Raw genomic sequence first — 15,549 nt, 5'->3', positions numbered from 1 at the left:
CCACCGGACGGCCCGGCGGTTCCGCGCTGTGTCTACTCCTGCGAGCCGTCGGCCTCCAGCAGGGCCTCGTCCAGAGGGACCAGGCCCTGCTGGAGGCCGACGATGGCGGCCTGCGTGCGATCCGCGACGCCCAGCTTGGCCAGAATGCTCGACACGTGCGTCTTCACCGTCTCCTTCCCCAGGGACAGCGACCGCGCGATCTCACCGTTGGAACGGCCCTTCGCCAGCGCGGTCAGCACCTCGCGCTCGCGTGGTGTCAGGGCGTCCAGCCGGCTCCGGCGCTCGCCGCGCCGTACCTGGCGCACCAGCAGCGCCGCGATCCCCGGCTCCAGGACGCTCCCGCCCCGCGCCGCCGCGCGCACCGCCTCCACCACCCGGTCGACGGCCGTGGTCTTGGGCAGATAGGACAGCGCGCCGAGGCGCACGGCGGCCACCACGCGCTCGTCCTCCTGGAAGGAGGTCAGCACGATGACCGCCGGCCGGTCGGGGCCGAGCCGCCGCAGCACCTCCAGGCCGTCCATCCCGGGCATCACCATGTCCAGCAGCATCACCGAGGGCCGCAGGGCCCGCACGGCTGCGAGCGCCCGACCGCCGTCCGGGCACTCCCCGACGACCTCGATGCCTTCTTCCTGGTCGAGGACGAAGCGCAGCCCCTGCCGCACCACCTCGTGGTCGTCGACGATGAGGACCTTGATCACGGCGTCTCCACGGCGTCACGGACCCCCTTCCGGGACGGGCGGCCGGTGTCCGGGGCCGCTGGGAGCGACGCGGTCACGACCGTGCCTTCGCCCGGCTCGCTGACCAGGGAGAACAGGCCTCCGAGCTCCTCCACGCGTTCACGCATCAGCCGCAGCCCCATCCCATGGCTCAGCGGCGGGCAGGAAGGGTCGAACCCGCGGCCGTCGTCCGCCACCCGGATGCCCACCTCCCGCCCGTCCTGCCACAATCGCACCTCGATGGCCTCCGGTTCCCCGTGCTTGACGGCGTTGCCCAGCGCCTCCTGGGTGAGGCGCAGCACCGCGTGCTCGGCCTGCGGCGTCAGCGACACCTCGGCCAGCGACGTGCGCACGCCGATCCCGAGCCGGGTCTCGTACGCCCGGCACAGTTCCTCCAGCGCCGGCACCAGCCCGGCGTCCTCCAGGGCCACCGGACGCAGCTCCAGCAGCAGCGCCTGCATGTCGCGCATCGTGCGCGCGGCCGTCTTCTCCATGGCCTCGGCCTCTCGGCGCAGCGCGTCGGGCGCGGCCCTGCGCATCCCGGCGGCGAGGAGGCTGAGCGAGAACAGGTCCTGGGAGATCGAGTCGTGCAGCTCGCGGGCGATCCGCGACCGCTCGGACTGGCGGGCGTCGGCCCGCGCCGAGAGCCGCTCGGCCTCGACGGCGGCGCCAAGCTGCCCGGTCATCAGGTTGAAGCCCTCCTCCAGGCGGCTCACCTCGTCCCGTCCCGAGACCTTCACCCTGTGCGCGAAGTCGCCCCTGGCCACGGCCGTCGTCATCTCGGCCAGCCGGGTGATCCGGCGGATCAGCGGACCCGTGCTGAGCATTCCGAACACGACGCCCACCGGCACCACCAGCGCCAGCACGAGCGCGCCCGGCGCCAGCAGGGGAAGCACGGAGTCTCCGAACGAGGTCTTCGCCTGCGTGTCCGACGCCTGCACGTATATGTATCCGATGATCTGAAGACCCTTGCCGATGCCCTTGCCCAGCCCCTTGGCCGCCGGGTCGCCGCCGGTGGGAACGCCCGGGGTCTTGGAGGGCTCCAGCGGGTCGACCGCCGGGGCGAGCCGGTTCCCCGGCGACGGGGGAGCGTAGGCCGTCGGGGCGAGGATCGGGCTGATCCACCAGGCGGCCATGCCCGTCGGCGTCTTCCCCTTCCCTCCTCTTCCCTCGGCCTCCGAAGGCGGCTCGCTCACCAGGAGGCGGTCCTCGTGGAACGACTCCGGCGCCGTGCTGGTGACGATCCGGCCCTGCGAGTCCGCCAGTACCTCCACCGAAGGGGCGGACCCCTTCTGCTCGGGGGACGACAACTGAAGGTCGTCGGCGGCCCCGGTCAGGCCCGTCAGGCCCCTCGACGCCTTCATCGCCAGGATCAGCAGGTCCCGCTGGCCGGTGTCCGGGAGGCGCGCGTAAATCTTGCTCGCGGTGGCGCTCAGCACCTTGGCGTCCTTGCCCGCCTGGTTCTGGAGCCTGGAGAAGAGGTCCGAGCCACTGGCCGAGGAGATCACGAAGCCGAGGAGGACGGCTTCCACGATCAGCACGGCCGCCGCGGTGACCAGTACATAAGACGCCGCCGTCCGCGTCCGGAGCCCGAAGCGCCACATCCCCGCAGAGTAACGTTTCGGTGTTTATTTCCCCTCCCTCCGCGGGGGGAGGGCCTCTCCCTCTTTTCGCGGGCCGACCTGGGTACCAGTCTGGAAGAGACCGTGAAGAAGGAGGATCGACGTGTACGCGACCGTAGGCGACCGGCTCCTCGTCCACGGGACGACCGTGGGTGACAGGGACAGGCCGGGCTTGATCATCGAGGTACGGGGGCCCGACGGCTGCCCGCCGTACGTCGTCCGCTTCGACGACGGGCACACCGGATTGGTGTTTCCGGGGCCGGATGCGATTGTCGTCGCAGTTCAGCGGGGATCATAAGATCCGTTAGGTGAAATCTCAGACGTTCGAGGTGAGCACGGGGACCAGGGAACGGGTGCACGACATCACCCGGCACTGCGAGGAGTTCGCGCGGTCGTGCGGGGGAGACGGGTTACTCCACGTGTTCGTCCCCCACGCGACGGCGGGGGTGGCGTTGCTGGAGCTCGGGTCCGGCAGCGACGAGGACCTCCTCAACCTGCTGGGCGATCTGCTGCCGGCCGACGACCGTTGGCGTCACGCCCACGGCTCGCGCGGTCATGGCAGGTCACACGTGATGCCGGCGCTCGTCCCGCCGTACGCGACGGTTCCGGTACTGGACGGACGGCTGGCGCTGGGGACGTGGCAATCCGTCGCCATCGTCGACCTTAACGTCGACAACCCGGAACGACGTGTTCGTTTGTCGTTTTTGTCGGACTAGCAGATAACGGTGCGGGTCACCGGTCGTGGCGACCGTTGACGACGATGGGTCACAGCGTGTGGACTGTGCCGAAGCGGCCTCTCAGGGGCCGGTTGAGCCGCCAGAGGGCGGGGCCATCCAAGCAGGAGGGATACACGTGAGCGCGACCGCGGGTCAGGCGCAGGGCGAGCGCGGCCTGGCCGAGCGACTCGGTCTGAAGCCGGGTCAGGTGGTGCAGGAGATCGGCTGGGACGAGGACTCAGACGAGGAGCTCCGCCAGTCGATCGAAGAGCTGACCGGCAACGAACTGGTCGATGAAGATTCCGAGGACGTCGTCGACGTCGTGCTGCTGTGGTGGCGCGATGGAGATGGGGACCTGTTCGACGCCTTGAGCGACGCCATGGCCGGGCTGGCCGACGGCGGCCAGATCTGGCTGCTGACTCCCAAGGTGGGCCGGGAAGGTCACGTCGAGCCGAGCGACATCGGGGAGGACGCCACTACTGCGGGCCTCGCCCAGACCAGCAGCGTGAGCGCGGCCCGAGACTGGTCGGGCACACGGCTCGTCGCTCCCAAGGGACGCCGCTAAGCTCTTCGCTTCCCCTGCCGTACGGCTCACACTGGCCGTACGGCAGGATGGGTGTGTCTCGCGGTCATTCGTCCGTCTTCTGCGGGGAAAGGAATGGCATGGCTGTCGAGGTGGGCGACAAGGCTCCGGACTTCGAACTTCAGGATCAGCACGGCGTCCCCCTGAGGTTGGCAGACCTGCGGGGCCGCCGAGTCGTGCTCGTGTTCTACCCGCTCGCCTTCAGCGGCGTCTGCCACGGCGAGCTCAGCGCCCTCCGCGACGATTTCGTCGGATCGGCCCCCAAGGACGTCCACGTGCTCACCGTGTCGGTCGACTCGGTGTTCGCACACCGGGCGTGGGCCGACCAGGAGGGCTTCTCGTTTCCGCTGCTCTCCGATTTCTGGCCGCACGGCGAGGTGGCCAGGGCGTACGGTGTCTTCGACGACGAGAGGGGCGTCGCGGTACGCGGCACCTTCGTCATCGACGGCGAGGGCGTGGTCCGGTGGAAGGCCGTGAACCCGATTCCCTCGGCGCGTGACATCACCGAGTACCACCGGGTGCTCGCGACAATCCCCCAGTGATGTGCGCCGGGCGACGACCTGGCGAAGACGAAGGCGGTGGCGACGATGCCCTGCTATCGATGCGGGGTCCGGCAGACGGACCCGGAGCGCGGCGTGAGCCCCTGGCGGCGCGGGGTGCACCGCGAGGCCCAGGTGCTCATCTGCCCGGCCTGTCAGCGTGAACACGATCCCGATCTGGACCACTGCGGGTCCTGCGGCTCGACCCAGCTCATCTGCAGGCTGGGGGAGGTCGAGTGCCGATCCTGCGGCTGGGTGCGGCCCGCGCGCTCGTCCGAGGCGGAAACGGGGTCGTCCCTGGTCCGCGCCGGCGCGCCCGGGCTCTCGGAGGAGGTCGAGGCGGCGCTCAGTCGCGTCCTCGGCCGTCACCCCGGCCGCTGACCGCTCCGGATCAGGCGGCTGTCCGATTTTTCTAGTTCCTCCGGTTTTGACTCATGCACTCATTTGAGCAAAACTGCGCGGGAATGTGCAGCGGTCTTCTGGTCCGGTGACGCGCGGGGATATGGACGACCCCGCGGCGCGCCGTCCCCGAAGCCGCACGCCAACCGGGGGCTAACGGCCCGCGCCGCGGCCGTGAAGACCGCAACAGAGGGGACGAACTCCGTGCACGAACCCACCCCAAGGAGTTCCCCCACCGACCTGCCCGCGCCCCCGGTGCCGCTGGAACGCCCCGCATCGGACCCGACTCCCCACGCCGACGCGGCCTCGCATTGGGGGTCTCCCTCCGCAGAGGCGGGCGTGGTCCCTGGTCTGTCTCGGGGGGCTCCCTCCGCAGAGGCGGGCGTGGACCCGGATCCGTCCCGCGGCGTGGCGGCCGCCCATGCCACGCGCGGCGGCTACGTCGTGGCCCTCGACGTCGGCGGCACCGCGATGAAGGGCGGCCTCGTCGGCGCGGGAGGCGAGATCCTCCTCACCGACCGCCGGCCGACGCCACGCGACGAGGGACCTCTGCGCGTCATCGAGGCCATCCGTGACTTCGTCGCCGACCTCGCCCGCGCCGGCCAGGGCACCCCCTCCGGCGTCGGCGTCGCCGTCCCCGGCCTGGTCACCGAGGACAGGGCCGTCTACTCGGCCAACATCGGCTGGAAGGACGTCCCCGCCGCCGGCTTCACCCCGCTGGACGTGCCCGTCCGCCTGGGCCACGACGTCCGCACCGGGGGCCTGGCCGAGAGCGTCCTCGGCGCCGGTCGCGGCGAGCGCGACTTCCTCTTCCTCCCCATCGGCACGGGGATCGCCGGCGCCGTCGTGATGAGCGGCACCCCGTACGGTGGCTCCTCCGGCTGGGGCGGCGAGATCGGGCACATCCCCGTCTTCCCCGGCGGCGAACGCTGCGCCTGCGGCCAGATCGGCTGCCTGGAAACCTACGCCTCCGCCGCCTCGGTGGCCCGCCGCTACGCCGAGAGACTCAGCCGAGCCGCCTCCACCCGCACCCCCGGCCTCCCGATCCGCACCGGAGACCTCTACGGAGGTCCTCCTGCGAGAAGAGACCTGCCGCACCCCGAAGGACCCCAGAACTTCCGCTCGCCCGCCCCCGGCCTCCGTACCCCCGGGTCCGTGGAAGAGCGTGCTCTCCCACCCGAGCCCGGTCCGCGTCCGTCCGGGTCCGTGGAAGGCGGCTCCGTCTCACCCGAGCCCGGTCTGCGTCCGTCCGGGTCCGTGGAGGGCCGCGCCGTCTCACCCAGGCCCTCTCAGGACGTCACGTCCCTGGGCAGTTCCCCCTACGTCGGCGAGCTCGCGCCCGCGCGTGGCCACGCCACCGCCGAGGACGTCGTGCGCCTCGCCATGCGCGGCGACCCGGCCGCCTCGGCCATCTGGGACGACGCCCTGGAAGCCCTCTCGTACGCCCTGGCCACCTACACCCTCCTGCTCGATCCCTCCATGATCGTGCTCGGCGGCGGCCTCGCCCAAGCCGGGCCCGCCCTGTTCGACCCGCTCGCCGAACGCCTCCAGTCCCGCCTGACCTTCCGCGCCGCCCCACCCCTGCGCCCCGCGGCCCTCGGCATGAACGCCGGCATGCTCGGAGCCGCCCTCCTCGGCTGGCAGGCCGCCGGCGTCCCCAACCCGGGCGCAACTTGGACGCTGGATGTGCTCAGGTCCCCTTCAGTACCGTAAGGTGTAGCCGGATCGGCCCCATGAGGGGCCGCAGCGGGGGCGCTTAGCTCAGCGGTAGAGCACTCGCCTTACAAGCGAGGGGTCACTGGTTCGAACCCAGTAGCGCCCACCAGCCAAAACACCCCCGCCAGAGATCTTCTGACGGGGGTCTCGTGCCATTAGCTTCGCGATCATGGCCGTGCGGACCGTGATCCCTTGGCTCTGTTCACCCGCCGGTCCCAACTTCTTGGATCATGCTGTTCATCGCGTCGGCGATCTTCCGGTCCGCTTGTGCCGTGCTGTGTTGGTAGATCATCGCGGCCCGTACGCTGTCGTGCCCCATGCGCTCCATGAGATCGCGAAGGCTCGCCCCGGACCCGGCCGCGAGCGTGTTTCCCGTGTGCCGGAGATCATGGAAGTGCAGCCCAGGGAAGCCGATCTTGCGCGTGGCGTCCGCCCAGTTGGCCGCCCTTCGGAAGCTGCTCCGCCGGAAGATGCCGCCGCGGGATCCCGTGAAGATCAGCGCGTCGTCTCCCGGGCCGGTGAACTTCGCAAGGTGATGCTCCAGTGCCGGGGTGATCCCCGAAGGGATCGATGGTGCGCACACCGGGCCGTGACTTCGGCGGACCGACGAGCAGCTCTCCGGTGTCCAACTCGACATGCTGTTGCCGAACGCTGACCGTCCCGGCCCGGAGGTTGAGATCCATCCGCCGCAGCGCGGCCACCTCGCCCCATCGAAGGCTCGCGAACGTGGCCAGCAGTACGAGCGCCCGAAGGCGTTCCGGCATCAGCTCGGCGAGCTGGAACACTTGGGCGACCGTGAGCACCGGCCGTTCCTCTGGCTTCTCTTCGCCGGCGCCTTTGATCCGGCAGGCCGGTCCCGGCGGCGAGCAGGACTCCGGGCCGTCACCGCACACGCGCCGCCCCGTACCCACACCATCCGCTGGCCTCTGGTCGCGCCGCCGCCCCCATGCAGCACGACGATCGCCACGGGGTGGCCGATGTTCCGCCATGGTCGGGGGCGATCGAAGATCCGGGGTTCGTTCCTCACCCCGGCTCACCGTGCAGTGCGGTTGGCAACCGTCGAAACCTCATGGAGGCGGTACCGGACGCGAACAGCCTTCAAGGCCGCACTGTCGAGCTGCGGAAACAGGCGGAAGCGCTCAGTACTCAAGAACGCCGTGGGCGGCCACGATGTCACTTGACGCGTTCGGCCGCACCTCGGTGATGCGCTCGGCCAGCAGCAGCGCAGCGGCAAGCCCGCCCTCCGACTCGTCACCAACCAGCCCCAGCTCCTCCCTGTCGGCCAGGAAGTCCTCCGGGATGCCGTCCTCGTCGCCGGGAAACAGCGGATCGAAGGACAGGATCCTACGGCCGTCGGCGTAATGGTCGAAGGACGCGACCCTGTTCACGTTGACGAAGACACTCGCCGCGACCGTCCCAGCCGACAAGGATCGCAGCACCTCGTCCAGCGTGCCGGCGAAGCCGTTCCACTCGCTCAGAATGGTCCCGCCCTCGGCCGACCGGGCACAGATGACACCCTCCTCGAAATCGCCTTCCTCATCATCGCCGTCGAACACGTCAATGCCAAAGCGGGCCAGCGCCTCGTGCGGGGTAAGGCCGCGGACGAAGGTCGCACAGAACGCCTCGTCATCGAGCCAGTCGTAGCCGCTCATGGGAATCCTGTTCTCTCGGGACAGATCATGGAGATCCTGGCACGCGAGTCCGACGGAAAGTCGGCACGACCTTGAAAGACGACACCGGGCTCATCCTCGTGCCAACGTCCTGAGCACGGCCCACATGGGCAGCCTGACCTGGTCGGCTCGGTGGCCTAGCCAGCAGTAATCGAGATCTCCAGCGTGCCACACACGTGCCAGATCGAGCGGTGATCAAGGGGGAATCAGGGGGAACCAAGGTCAACAACGAAGCAGGCCACCGACCGGCTTTTCTGCTGGTCAGGGGCCTCTTCGGCTTGTGTGGCAGGTGCAAGGTTCGAACTTGCGTAGGCTGAGCCGACGGTTTTACAGGTCGTTCATCCAATAGGCGCTCCACCTGGACCCGGTGGCTTTGGCCCGCTTCCCCTTCGGGCGGGTCGACGGTTATGTGCGCGTCGCGTAGGGCTACCACCCTTTACCCTCGCAGTCATTACACCACCGCTATTTTTGTAAAGCCGCTCCCGATGCTCTCCGGTACATCAACCGCTACATCAACCCGAGCTCACACCAGCCCATGCACCCACACTTCAGCAATCACCCGGAGTGCTGGTCAGGCCACGCGGCCGCCTTCGAGCGGCTTCTCGGCCTCCTCCAGCGGCCCGCCGACGCGCCGGCCGGATCGACGTCCTTCACCTGATCTCAGGCACGCATAGCGGAGGGCCGGACACCCGAGGGTTTCGTCGGGTGGCCGGCCCCGCTTCGGCGGTGTGGTCGCGTGGTCAGCGCAGGAAGGCGGCGGTCACTCCTGAGTCGACCGGAATGTGCGTGCCCGTGGTGTGGGTCAGACGGGTGAGTTCGAAGACCCCGTTGGCGACGTCCTCCGGGAGTACCTCCCGTTTCAGCAGGGTCCGCTGCGCGTAGAAGTCGCCGAGCCGGTCCTCCGGCACTCCGTAGACCGCCGCGCGGTTGGCGCCCCAGCCGGAGGCGAAGATGCCGGACCCGCGTACCACTCCGTCGGGGTTTATGCCGTTCACCCGGACGCCGTGCTCTCCCAGTTCGGCGGCGAGCAGGCGGACCTGGTGCGCCTGGTCGGCCTTGGCCGCGCCGTAGGCGACGTTGTTCGGCCCCGCGAAGACGGAGTTCTTGGATGAGATGTAGATGATGTCGCCGCCCATGCCCTGAGCCATCAGGATCCGGGCGGTCTCCCGGGAGATCAGGAACGAGCCGCGGGCCATGACGTCGTGCTGGAGGTCCCAGTCGGCCACCGACGTCTCCAGGAGTGACCGGGAAAGCGAAAGGCCCGCGTTGTTCACCACCAGGTCCACGCCTCCGAAGGCCAGCACCGCCTGCCGTACCGCCTCCTGGACCTGCTCCTCGGAGGTCACGTCGACCTGGACGGCGACCGCCGCGTCGTGCGGCTTCAGGGCCTTGACGGCGAGCTCCGCGGCGACCTTCTCGGCGGCGCCGAGGTCACGGTCGGCGATCACCACGCAGGCGCCCTCGGCGGCCAGGCGCCGCGCGGTGGCCGCGCCGATGCCCGAGCCCCCGCCGGTGACCAGCGCGACCCGGGCCGCCAGCGGCGCCGGTTTGGGCATCCTGCGGAGTTTGGCCTCTTCCAGCTCCCAGTACTCGATGCGGAACTTCTCCGCCTCGGGGATCGGCTCGTAGCGGGAGACGGCCTCGGCGCCCCTCATCACGTTGATCGCGTTGACGTAGAACTCCCCGGCCACCCGGGCGGTCTGCTTGTCCCTGCCGAAGCTGAACATGCCGACGCCGGGCACGAGCACGATCGCGGGGTCAGCGCCCCGCATCGGCGGTGAGTCCGGCCGGGCGTGCCGCTGGTAGTAGGCCGCGTAGTCCACGCGGTAGGCCGCGTGGAGCTCGCGCAGCCGTACCAGGACCTCCTCCAGAGGCGCGTCCGGCGCGCTGTCGAGCACCAGAGGGGCGATCTTGGTGCGCAGGAAGTGGTCCGGGCAGGAGGTGCCGAGTGCCGCCAGGCGGGGGTGCTCGGCGCGGGAGAGGAAGTCGAGCACCTCGGGCGTGTCGGTGTAGTGGCCGACCTGGCGGGTGTCCGTGGAGCACAGGCCGCGGATCATCGGGAACAGCTCGGCCGCCCGATCATGTCGGGATATTTCCGGCAATTGGCGGTGAATCACCGGACCGAACGGATCCTGCCGCCCATGAGCGGAGATGTACTGCTCGGCCGTGCGAATGATCTCCAGCGAGCGCGCCTGGCACTCCGCGCTGGTGGAGCCCCAGGCGGTGATGCCGTGCCCGCCGAGAACGCAGCCGATGGCCCGCGGGTTCGCCGCTCGCAGGGCGGCGATGTCCAGGCCGAGCTGGAAGCCGGGGCGTCGCCACGGCACCCAGACGACCCGGTCGCCGAAGATCCGCTCGGTCAGGGCCGGGCCGTCGGCGGCGGTCGCGATCGCGATGCCGGAGTCCGGGTGCAGATGGTCGACATGGGCGGCGTCGAGCAGCCCGTGCATGGCGGTGTCGATCGACGGGGCCGCGCCGCCCTTGCCGTGCAGGCAGTAGTCGAACGCGGCGACCATCTCGTCCTCGCGCTCGACACCCGGATAGACGCCCGCGAGCGCGCGCAGGCGGTCCAGACGAAGGACGGCCAGGCCGGCGGCGGTGAGTGTGCCCAGGTCGCCGCCGGAGCCCTTGACCCACATCAGCTCGACGTCGCCGCCGGTGACCGGATCGCGGCCGACGCCCTTGGCGGAGACGTTGCCGCCCGCGTAGTTGGTGTTGCGCGGGTCGGAGCCGAGCGCGTGGGCCCGTTCGAGCAGCTCGCCCTCGCCGGGCGCATGGCCCGGCGAGCCGGTCACGTGCTCGGTCATGAGGTCTTCCCTTCGAAGGTGTAGGTCCCGGAGCCGATCTCGTGCCGGACGCCGGAGGGCAGCTCGACGGTCGCGAGCGCGCCGACCGGCACCGTGACGTGGAGCGTGAACCTTCCGTTGTCGCGCTTCCATCTCACCGACACCCGGCCGTCCACCGTCTGTGTCGAGGCCTCGACGTACTTCAGATCGCCCAGGAACCGGGGCGCGACCCTGATCCGGTCGCGTGTCACGCGGAGCCCGGCGAGGTCCTGGAAGAACCACTCCCCGATGGCGCCGCCGAGGAACACGTGGTCGCGCGAGCGGGCGTCGAGGTCCCACCGCTCCCAGAGGGTGGTCGCGCCGTTGTCGGCCCAGTAGCCCCAGCTCGGATACGTCCGCTGGTTGGCCACCCTGTAGGCCAGCTCGCCGTGACCCCGCTCGGTCAGCTCGGTGAGCAGGTACTTCGTGCCGAGGGCGCCGGTGTTGAGGTGGTCGCCGCGTTCCTCGATGTCCCTGACGAGCCGGTCGGTGATCGCCTTCTCCTGGCCGGCCGGGGCCAGCCCGAGGGCCAGGCCGATGAGAGCCGACGTCTGCCGGTAGTCGGGGTCGCTGTTCGTGACGTACGCGTCGCCGCGCAGGAACTCCTTGTTGAAGGCGTCCTTCATCTTCGCCGCGGCTTCGCGGTAGCGTGCCGCGTCGGCGCCCTGCCCGAGGACCTCCGCCGCGTCGGCGACGGTCAGCGTGTTGGAGTAGGTGTACGCCGTCCCCGCGAGCCTCATGTCCTCCGGGCTGTTGCCGCCGTAGCCGGGAGCCAGGTAGTCGTTGAGCGTGCTGGAGTACAGGCCCGTGGTGGAGCGCTTGAGCCAGCCGTCCAGGTACCTCCGCATCGCCGGGTAGTTCTCGGCGAGCAGGTCACGGTCACCGTAGCGCTGGTACATCAGCCACGGGATCACCGTGAAGGAGGCCTGCCACGGCGGCGAGGGCCAGCCCGGGCCGAGCCCCCAGCCGTTGTCGGGGACGATCGCCGGGACGATGCCGTCGGGCCCCAGGCTGTCGCGGTGGTCGGTCATCCACTTGGTGAACAGGCGGCGCAGGTCGAACTCCGACGTCTCCATCGCCGCCATGAGCTGGGCGTCGCCCGTCCAGCCGTTCTTCTCGTACATCGGGGTGTCGGTGGGGATGCCGTGCCAGTTGTTGAGCACGGTCTGCCTCGTCATGGCGTTGATCCGGTTGAACAGCGGGTTGGAGCTGCGGAACGTGCCCACCGAGCGCAGGTCGGAGTGCACCTCGCGTCCGTCCAGGCCGTCGGCGGTGGGCGCGCCGCCCGGCCAGCCGGTCACCTCGACGTACTGGAATCCGTGGTAGGTGTAGCGGGGCTCCCAGGTCTCCGTCCGGTCCTCGCCGGCGAGGACGTACTCGTCGATCTGGAACCGGCCGGTGACGTGCTCGCTGCCGGCCGACACGGTGCCGTCCGCGTTGAGCCGCTCGCCGTACTTCAGCCTGATCGTGGTCCCCTTCGGGCCTCGCGTGCGGATCCGCGCCCATCCCGCGATGTTGCGCGGCAGCTTGAAGACGTAAGTCCCCGGCTTGGGCTCGGTGACGGACTCCGGCCGCACCGTGTCCGTGACCTTGATCGGCTCCTGCTCCTGCGGCACGAGCTCTCCCTTGGGAGCCGGGACGACCTTCGCCGCCGCCCACGCCGAGGCGTCGAACGACGGGGTGTCCCAGCCGCGCCGTTCCTCGCGGGCGTCGTAGGTCTCGCCGCCGTAGAGCGAGTCGTAGCGGACCGGGCCCTGCGCGTAGCGCCACTGGCCGTCGGTGGCGATCGACTCGGTGCCGCCGTCGGTGTAGGTGACCACGAGGTTGGCCTTCAGCCGGGGTTCGCCGTTCCAGGCCGTGCCGTCCCAGTCCCAGACGTTTCTCTGGGTCATGCCGTAGAAGCCGCGGCCGAGCCGGGCGCCGATCACGTTGCCGCCCTCGCGGAGCAGTTTCGTGACGTCGTAGGTGACGTACTGCAGGCGCGCGTCGTAGCGGGTGAAGCCGGGCTGCAGCACCTGGTCGCCGACGCGGCGGCCGTTGAGGCTCAGCTCGACGTAGCCGCCCGCCGCCGCGTGCAGCCTGGCCTGGGCGACGGTCCTGCCGACCCGGAAGGCACGGCGGAGCAGCGGCTCCGGCAGGGTTTCCCGCTCAGGGACGACCCTGCCCCAGGGGCCGCCGCCCCAGGCGGCCAGTTCTTTGGCCGCGGCCCATGAGGAGTCGTCGAACGTCGCCGCCGTCCAGCCGGCGGGCGGTTCGGCGTCGGTGGTGCGCCAGGAGGCGTCCGTGTCGAGGAGTCCTTCCAGCCTGCCCAGCAGACCCGCGGGTCCGGGCCTGCCGTTGATCGCCTTGACCGCGATCGTGTTCCCGCCCTGGCGCAGCTTGCCCGCCACGTCGACCACGATCGGCCGCCGCCAGCTGTCCTGCGTGGGGTCGGGGTTCGTGGCGCCGACCTCGACGCCGTTGATCCAGGCGGTGAAGCCGTCGTCCGCGGTCATCACCAACCGGGCCACTTCGGGGACCGCGGCCACGTCGAACGTGCGGCGGAAGTACCGGGTGGCGGCGGGCGCGTGCGCGGCGGGGTCGCCCTCCGGGTACCAGATCCAGTCGGTGCCGTTCAGATCCGGCGTGCCGGTGCCGCGTGCGGGCTCGGGCACGACCCTGCCCCACGGGTCGCCGCCCCAGGTGGTGAGTTCCTTGGCCGCGGCCCACGAGGAGTCGTCGAAGGTCGCCGACGTCCAGCCGGCGGGCGGTTCCGCGTCGGTGGTGCGCCAGGAGGCGTCCGTGTCGGCGATGCCCTCGAGCCTGCCCAGCACCCCGGCGGGGCTCTGGCCGCCGTTGATCGCCTTGACCGCGATCGAGTTCCGGCCCTGGCGCAGTTTGCCCGCCACGTCGACCACGATCGGCCGCCGCCAGCTCTCCAGCCGGGGATCGGCGTCCCTGGCGCCCACTTCGACGCCGTTGACCCAGGCGGTGAAGCCGTCGTCGACGGTCAGGATGAGCCTGGCGGTCGATGGCACCTCCGTCAGGTCAATGGATTTCCTGAAATATCGGGTGCCCGCGGGGGCGCTTCTGAGAGGGTCGCCCTCCGGATACCAGATCCACTTGGTTCCGGTCAGGTCGGGCGGGGCGTCCGGAGTGCCCGGCGCGCCGATCCAGGCCCCGCGCACGGTGGCGGGGGCGGTCTCGAACCAGGACTTCCCGCTCCAGTCCGACCAGGTCCCGTTCATGTCCGCGGCCTTGACGCGCCAGGTGTAACGGGTGGCGGGGCGCAGCGGCGGCCCGGCGTAGCGGATGTCGTAGTGGCTCTCGCTCGTGACGGCGCCCGAGTCCCAGACCCGGCGGCCGCCTTGGGTGATCTCGACCTGGTAGGCCGTCTGCTTCTGGCCCCTCCGCTCGGCGCGCAGCAGCCAGCCCAGCCGTGGGTTCGCCGCGGCGACCGCGATGGGGGCCGGGGCGTGCTCGGTCTCCAGGTCGGTGGCGCGAAGGTCGGTGTGATTCGGCACGATCATGGTGGTCAGGACCAGCGCCGCAGTCAGGACAAGCTTCATGCTCCCCATCCAGCTTGCGCGCCGCCCACTCGGTCGGCGCAGATTCTCGCGAAATATCCGGACCTGTCGTAGGCCGCCATCGGATCCGGGTCCACGCCCATCTCCGTGCGCAGCGAAGCGAGCAGGGGCCGGACATCAGTGGCGTAGGCGTCCATGAGCACGGCGTTCGCTCCCAGGACGTCGCCTTCGGCCTGGGCGGCGGCCAAGGCCTCACGGTCGACCAGCAGGGCCTTGGCGGTGGCCTCCTGGACGTTCATCACCGAACGGATCTGGCCCGCGATCTTGGGTTCGATGTTGTGGCTCTGGTCCAGCATGAACGCCACCTCGTCGGTGTAGCCGCCGCCCCTGACCACCTCGAACATGATCCTGAAGAGCTGGAACGGGTCGGCGGCTCCCGCCATGAGGTCGTCGTCGGCGTAGAAGCGCGAGTTGAAGTCGAACCCGCCCAGCTTCCCTTCGCGCAGCAGGAAGGCGACGATGAACTCGATGTTGGTGCCCGGTGCGTGGTGGCCCGTGTCGACGACGACCTGCGCCTTGGGGCCGAGCTTGACGCAGTGGGCGTAGGCGGTGCCCCAGTCGGGGACGTCGGTCATGTAGAAGGCGGGCTCGAACAGCTTGTACTCCAGCAGGAAGCGCTGCCCCTCGCCCAGCCGCTCGTAGACGACGCCCAGTGCCTCGGCCAGGCGGTCCTGACGCGCCCGGATGTCGTCCTGCCCGGGGTAGTTGGTGCCGTCGGAGAACCAGAGCTTCAACGTGTCAGAGCCGATGGCGTCCATGATGTCCACGCATTCGAGCAGGTGCTCCACGGCCTTGCGCCGCACCGCCGGGTCGGGGTTCGTGACACTGCCCAGCTTGTAGTCGTCGTCCTGGAAGACGTTGGCGTTGATGGTGCCGATGCCCACGCCCAGTTCGCGGGCGTGCCGGGCCAGGTCCGCGTAGTCGGGGACCCGATCCCATGGGATGTGCAGCGCCACGGTGGGCGCGATGCCCGTGAAGCGGTGCACCTGGGCGGCGTCGGCCAGCTTCTCGTAGGGATCACGCGGAACGCCGGGTTGCGCGAACACCTTGAACCGCGTCCCGGAGTTTCCGTAGGCCCAGGAAGGCGTCTCGATGCGTTGCTTCCTGAGGTCGTCTTCGATCATTGTGCGTCCCCGATCTCTGGCCCGCGGAGACCGGCCGGCGGCATGAGGTGACGCCGGCCGGCCCCGGGCCCGG

General features: G+C 70.2%; 13 protein-coding genes and 1 tRNA gene. 7 read left to right on the top strand and 7 right to left on the bottom strand.

Annotated features, from left to right (window positions below; all coding sequences use genetic code 11):
• Window positions 1-32: 32 nt before the first annotated feature.
• Both DQ384_RS31770 and DQ384_RS31765 read right to left on the bottom strand, forming a co-directional pair.
• A complete protein-coding gene (locus tag DQ384_RS31770) occupies window positions 33-698 on the bottom strand; it encodes a response regulator (RefSeq protein WP_114032566.1) in 666 nt (221 codons plus the stop codon).
• Complete coding sequence (locus DQ384_RS31765; RefSeq protein ID WP_114032565.1) at window positions 695-2,320, bottom strand: HAMP domain-containing sensor histidine kinase; 1,626 nt, start codon at window positions 2,318-2,320, stop codon at window positions 695-697. Before DQ384_RS31765 ends, DQ384_RS31770 begins: the two co-directional genes overlap by 4 nt.
• A 121-nt stretch (window positions 2,321-2,441) precedes the next feature.
• Here DQ384_RS31765 and DQ384_RS31760 point away from each other — a divergent pair, with 121 nt between their 5' ends.
• From DQ384_RS31760 to DQ384_RS31725, 7 genes are all read left to right on the top strand, one after another.
• Window positions 2,442-2,636, top strand: a complete 195-nt coding sequence (locus tag DQ384_RS31760) for a DUF1918 domain-containing protein (protein ID WP_114032564.1) — start codon at window positions 2,442-2,444, stop codon at window positions 2,634-2,636.
• 10 nt (window positions 2,637-2,646) lie between these two features.
• Window positions 2,647-3,054: a secondary thiamine-phosphate synthase enzyme YjbQ gene (locus DQ384_RS31755; RefSeq protein ID WP_114032563.1), complete on the top strand. Its 408-nt coding sequence runs from the start codon at window positions 2,647-2,649 to the stop codon at window positions 3,052-3,054.
• A gap of 136 nt (window positions 3,055-3,190) precedes the next feature.
• The gene (locus DQ384_RS31750) at window positions 3,191-3,619 is read left to right on the top strand and encodes a DUF3052 domain-containing protein (RefSeq protein ID WP_114032562.1); all 429 of its coding nucleotides are present in this window, start codon (window positions 3,191-3,193) and stop codon (window positions 3,617-3,619) included.
• 98 nt (window positions 3,620-3,717) lie between these two features.
• Window positions 3,718-4,179: a peroxiredoxin gene (locus DQ384_RS31745; RefSeq protein WP_114032561.1), complete on the top strand. Its 462-nt coding sequence runs from the start codon at window positions 3,718-3,720 to the stop codon at window positions 4,177-4,179.
• 93 nt (window positions 4,180-4,272) lie between these two features.
• Window positions 4,273-4,557 carry a hypothetical protein gene (locus DQ384_RS31740; RefSeq protein WP_245966917.1) on the top strand — a complete coding sequence of 95 codons (285 nt, stop codon included), beginning with the start codon at window positions 4,273-4,275 and terminating at the stop codon, window positions 4,555-4,557.
• A 402-nt stretch (window positions 4,558-4,959) separates the two neighbouring features.
• A complete protein-coding gene (locus tag DQ384_RS43320; protein WP_245966916.1) occupies window positions 4,960-6,288 on the top strand; it encodes an ROK family protein in 1,329 nt (442 codons plus the stop codon).
• A 37-nt stretch (window positions 6,289-6,325) separates the two neighbouring features.
• A tRNA-Val gene (locus DQ384_RS31725) sits at window positions 6,326-6,400 on the top strand.
• A gap of 93 nt (window positions 6,401-6,493) precedes the next feature.
• Here DQ384_RS31725 and DQ384_RS31720 read toward each other — a convergent pair.
• From DQ384_RS31720 to rhaI, 5 genes are all read right to left on the bottom strand, one after another.
• Window positions 6,494-6,874, bottom strand: coding sequence for a tyrosine-type recombinase/integrase (locus tag DQ384_RS31720; RefSeq protein WP_181871537.1), 381 nt, complete (start codon window positions 6,872-6,874; stop codon window positions 6,494-6,496).
• A 556-nt stretch (window positions 6,875-7,430) separates the two neighbouring features.
• On the bottom strand, window positions 7,431-7,943 hold the full coding sequence (locus DQ384_RS31715; RefSeq protein ID WP_114032559.1) for a DUF6461 domain-containing protein: 513 nt from the start codon (window positions 7,941-7,943) through the stop codon (window positions 7,431-7,433).
• Between the two features lie 758 nt (window positions 7,944-8,701).
• Window positions 8,702-10,768: a bifunctional aldolase/short-chain dehydrogenase gene (locus tag DQ384_RS31710; protein ID WP_114032558.1), complete on the bottom strand. Its 2,067-nt coding sequence runs from the start codon at window positions 10,766-10,768 to the stop codon at window positions 8,702-8,704.
• On the bottom strand, window positions 10,765-14,334 hold the full coding sequence (locus tag DQ384_RS31705; protein ID WP_114032557.1) for a family 78 glycoside hydrolase catalytic domain: 3,570 nt from the start codon (window positions 14,332-14,334) through the stop codon (window positions 10,765-10,767). The genes DQ384_RS31710 and DQ384_RS31705 overlap by 4 nt, the downstream gene beginning before the upstream one ends.
• The gene (gene rhaI, locus DQ384_RS31700) at window positions 14,331-15,476 is read right to left on the bottom strand and encodes an L-rhamnose isomerase (RefSeq protein WP_114032556.1); all 1,146 of its coding nucleotides are present in this window, start codon (window positions 15,474-15,476) and stop codon (window positions 14,331-14,333) included. Before rhaI ends, DQ384_RS31705 begins: the two co-directional genes overlap by 4 nt.
• Between the last annotated feature and the right edge of the window lie 73 nt (window positions 15,477-15,549).

The sequence above is a fragment of the Sphaerisporangium album genome (assembly GCF_003323745.1).
GTDB classification, from domain to species: Bacteria; Actinomycetota; Actinomycetes; order Streptosporangiales; family Streptosporangiaceae; genus Sphaerisporangium; species Sphaerisporangium album.
The sequence above is the reverse complement of the archived record's forward strand: the minus strand, read 5'-3'. Positions and strand labels throughout refer to the sequence as shown.